Below are 4002 nucleotides of genomic sequence, written 5' to 3'. Positions count from 1 at the left end.
GAGGCACCGGGGTGTCGGGGGGGCGGACGATCCGTTCCGTTCACTCACCCGTCGGGTTGGCGATCCAACCGGTCATCGGTGCGCGATGCCGGTCACCGACGCGCGAAAGGGCCCCGGGGTTGCATTCCGATCCGACTGCGGTTGGGCGGCGATTCGGACCCGATCGCGTCCCGGCCCCGCACCCGGACGGGACCGGTCCGGTAAGTCCGTGACGCTCCCTCATGACCGATTCGCGACGGGCCGGGAGACGCCCCCCGGGGGAGCCCCGGGGAGCGATTCCGGAAAACGACCGCGGAAAGCGGAGAAAGTCACCCGCACCCCCCATCCGGGACGCCCCGGCGGCTCCCGGCCTCCCACCGGAGCCCCGGGTGACCCTCCGATACCCGGCGTCGCCGCAGGTCAAAGCCGGGGTGAGGGTGATCGTCCGGTCACGGGCGGTCCCCACCGCGCCCGGTCGGGGCAGTGTGCCCGATGTGCCGGACCGGTCATTCTCGCGCGGGGAACCGGGGGATCCGCTCGAAGACACGCCGGTTTGCCCCCTAGGATTCGGGCGAGGGCATATCCGGGTGTGTTCCGGCCGGACGCACCCCGACAGGTACCCCGTACGACTCACCCGTCTGATTCGACAGGAACCCCATGAGCGAGACTTCCTCCCCCTTCGGCTTCGATCTCGTGCGGCGTGGCTACGACAAGGGTCAGGTGGACGACCGGATCGCCAAGCTGGTCGCCGACCGGGACAGCGCGCTGGCCCGCATCACCTCCCTGGAGAAGCGCATCGAGGAGCTGCACCTCGAGACGCAGAACGCCCAGGCCCAGATCTCCGACTCCGAGCCCTCCTACGCGGGGCTGGGTGCCCGCGTGGAGAAGATCCTCCGCCTCGCCGAGGAGGAGGCCAAGGACCTGCGCGAGGAGGCCCGTCGCGCCGCCGAGGCCCAGCGCGAGCTGGCCGAGAAGCAGGCCCAGCAGGTGCGCAACGACGCCGAGGCCTTCGCCGTGGACCGCAAGGCCAAGGCCGAGGACGAGGGCGCCCGGATCGTCGAGAAGGCCAAGAGCGACGCCGCCGCGACCCGGGCCGACGCCGACAAGGCCGCCCAGGCCAAGCGGGAGGAGGCGGACGCCCTCTTCGAGGACACCCGCGCCAAGGCCGCCCAGGCCGCCGCCGACTTCGAGACCAACCTGGCCAAGCGTCGGGAGCAGTCCGAGCGGGACCTGGCCGCCCGTCAGGCCAAGGCCGAGAAGCGGCTCGCGGAGATCGAGCACCGCGCCGAGCAGCTGCGCCTGGAGGCCGAGAAGCTGCGCACCGACGCCGAGCGCCGCGCCCGCCAGACGGTGGAGACCGCCCAGCGCCAGGCCGAGGACATCGTCGCCGACGCCAACGCCAAGGCCGACCGCGTCCGCAGCGAGTCCGAGCGCGAACTGGCGGCGCTGACCAACCGCCGCGACAGCATCAACGCCCAGCTGACCAACGTCCGCGAGATGCTGGCCACGCTGACCGGTGCCCAGGTGGCCGCCGCCGCCCTCGGCGACACCGACGACGACAACGAGGGTCTGAGCAAGGGCGTTCCCGCCCAGCAGTCCCGCTGACCCGGTACCGGTCCGGCCCGCCGTTTCCGTTCCCCCGGACGACGGACCGGCCCGGCGACATCCCGGTCCCGGCGCCCCGTGCCCCCGCACGGGGCGCCGTGCCGTTCCGGGGCCGGCTCGACCGGCCCGCCCGGCCCGGACCGGCTCCCCGAGGGATCCGAGCACCCGTCACCACCACCGGTCGCGACGGACGGTGGGGGGGGTCGCTCACCTCCCCGTGCCGGGCCGCTGTCCTCGGAGGGGTCCGGGGGACGCCCCGGAATCGACAGGGGGCGCCCCGGTGTCCGGCTCCACCTCGCCGGAGCGGGGTTCCCGGTCGCAGCCCCCGGACGGCCGGGGAACGAGCGGTCGCGAGGTGCTCCGCACGCGCCCGGCCACCTGCCGTGGACATCACCGCTGCGTAGGCTTTCCACCATGCCCATCACGCTGCCGGCCGTTCTGCGTCACGACCGGATGATGCAGGTCGTCGCGGTGCTGTTCCTCCTGGACACCGCGGTCATGGTGGTCGGCATGCCCTACGCCGAACCGCTGTGGGTGACGCTGCTGGGCCGCCTGCTGGTGCTCACGGGCTGCGTGACCCTGGCCTTCCGTGAACGCGGGCCGGTGCCGGTGGCCGTCGTGGTGCTGCTGCTCACGGCCCTGTACTACCCGCTGGGCGAGCAGGACGGCGCCCTGATGATGGTGCTCTACGCCCTCGCCCTTCACCACCTCGCCGTCGCGGGCCGGCTGATCGCCGCCGGCGTCCTCGCCGGCGTGACCCTCCTGGCCATCGCCTACGCCGAGGCCGTCACCCGGGCGCACGGCGGGGGCAACGTCGACGACATGGCGTTCCTCCTGATCATCGGCTGGTTCGTCGGGGTGATCGCCTTCGGCCACGCCACGCGGGTGCGCCAGGACTATCTTCAGGAGGCGCGCCGACGCGCGCTGGCCGCGGAACGGGAACGGGACGCCCGCGCCCAGCAGGTCGCCACCGCCGAACGGCTGCGCATCGCCCGCGAACTCCACGATGTGCTCGGCCACAACATCTCGCTCATCCACGTGCAGACCGCCGCCGCCCTGCACCGCGGCGCCAAACGCCCGGGCGAGACCGCCGAACTGGTCCGGGCCCTGGAGTCGGCCCGCGACATCAGCCGCGAGGCGCTGCGCGAACTGCGCGCCACCCTCGGCGTCCTGCGCCAGGTGGACGAGGCCGCGCCCACCGCCCCGACCGCCGGGCTGGACCGCCTCCCCGAACTCGTCGACCGTGCCCGTGCCACCGGTCTGGACGTCCGCCTCGTCACCGAGGGAGAACCCGTGGCGCTCTCCCCCGGTGTCTCCCTGGCCGCCTATCGCATCGTCCAGGAATCCCTGACCAACGTCACCCGTCATTCCGGCGCCGACACCGCGCGGGTCACCGTCACCCACACCCCCGATCTCCTGCGCCTGACCATCGAGGACAACGGCACCGGTGACCCCGGGGAGACCACCGGCAGCGGCATCGCCGGGATGACGGAACGGGCCCGTGCCCTCGGCGGCGTCCTCACCGCCCGGACCACCGGGACCGGCTTCCGGGTGACCGCCGAACTGCCGTTGACCTGACGGGCCCCGCGTCGGAACGGCGGGACCCCGCTCGGCTCGGCTCGTCACGGAGGGTGGGGGGAGGATTCTAGGCTGGGGGCATGGTGGAGGACGGACGGCGAATTCGGGTGGTGCTGGCGGATGACCAGCAACTGGTGCGGGCGGGGTTCCGATCGATCCTCGATGACGAGGAGGACATCGAGGTCGTCGGGGAGGCGGGGGACGGCACGGCGGCGGTGCGGCTGGCGCGGGAGCTGCGGCCCGACGTGGTGCTGATGGACATCCGGATGCCCGGGTTGGACGGGCTCGCGGCCACCGAACGGATCGCGGCGGACGAGCGGCTCGACGGGGTACGGGTCGTCATCCTGACCACCTTCGACGTGGACGACTACGTCTACGGCGCGTTGCGGGCCGGGGCCTCGGGCTTCCTGGTGAAGGACACCGATCCCGAGGAGTTGCTGCACGGGATCAGGGTCTGCGCGCGGGGGGACGCCCTGATCGCTCCGGCGATCACCCGGCGGCTGATCTCGGAGTTCGCCGGGCGGGCCAAACGGCCCGAGCCCGGTGCCCGGTTGAACGCGCTGACCGAGCGGGAGCGGGAGGTCATGGAGCTGGTCGGGACGGGGCTGACCAACGACGAGATCGCCCGGCGGCTGGTGCTGAGCCCGGCCACCGCGAAGACGCACGTCAGCCGCATCATGACCAAGCTCGGGGTCAGGGACCGCGCCCAGCTGGTGATCCTGGCCTACGAGACGGGACGCCAGGTGTTGACGAGGTCCTCCTGCTCGGCGTCGGGCGACCGCACCAACAGGCCGGTCCGCAGGAAGTCGCCGTCGGACACCTCGGGGCCGTCGCCCTGCA

The 4002-nt window shown here is 73.0% G+C and carries 2 protein-coding genes and 1 pseudogene; all 3 read left to right on the top strand.

What is annotated here, in order from left to right; all coding sequences use genetic code 11:
* The first annotated feature begins 636 nt into the window (after positions 1–636).
* Positions 637–1584 (top strand): coiled-coil domain-containing protein, encoded by a 948-nt coding sequence (locus tag FOE67_RS18855; RefSeq protein WP_182665857.1) that lies wholly within the window; start codon positions 637–639, stop codon positions 1582–1584.
* Between the two features lie 414 nt (positions 1585–1998).
* Positions 1999–3162: a sensor histidine kinase gene (locus FOE67_RS18850; RefSeq protein ID WP_182665855.1), complete on the top strand. Its 1164-nt coding sequence runs from the start codon at positions 1999–2001 to the stop codon at positions 3160–3162.
* Positions 3163–3242: 80 nt separating this feature from the next.
* Positions 3243–3899 (top strand): annotated as a pseudogene (locus tag FOE67_RS18845) (response regulator); the annotation flags it as partial.
* Positions 3900–4002 lie beyond the last annotated feature (103 nt).

The sequence above is a fragment of the Streptomyces calidiresistens genome (genome assembly GCF_014141525.1).
GTDB lineage: Bacteria > Actinomycetota > Actinomycetes > Streptomycetales > Streptomycetaceae > Streptomyces > Streptomyces calidiresistens.
Note: the sequence above shows the minus strand (reverse complement) of the source record. Positions and strands in the feature narration are given on the sequence as shown.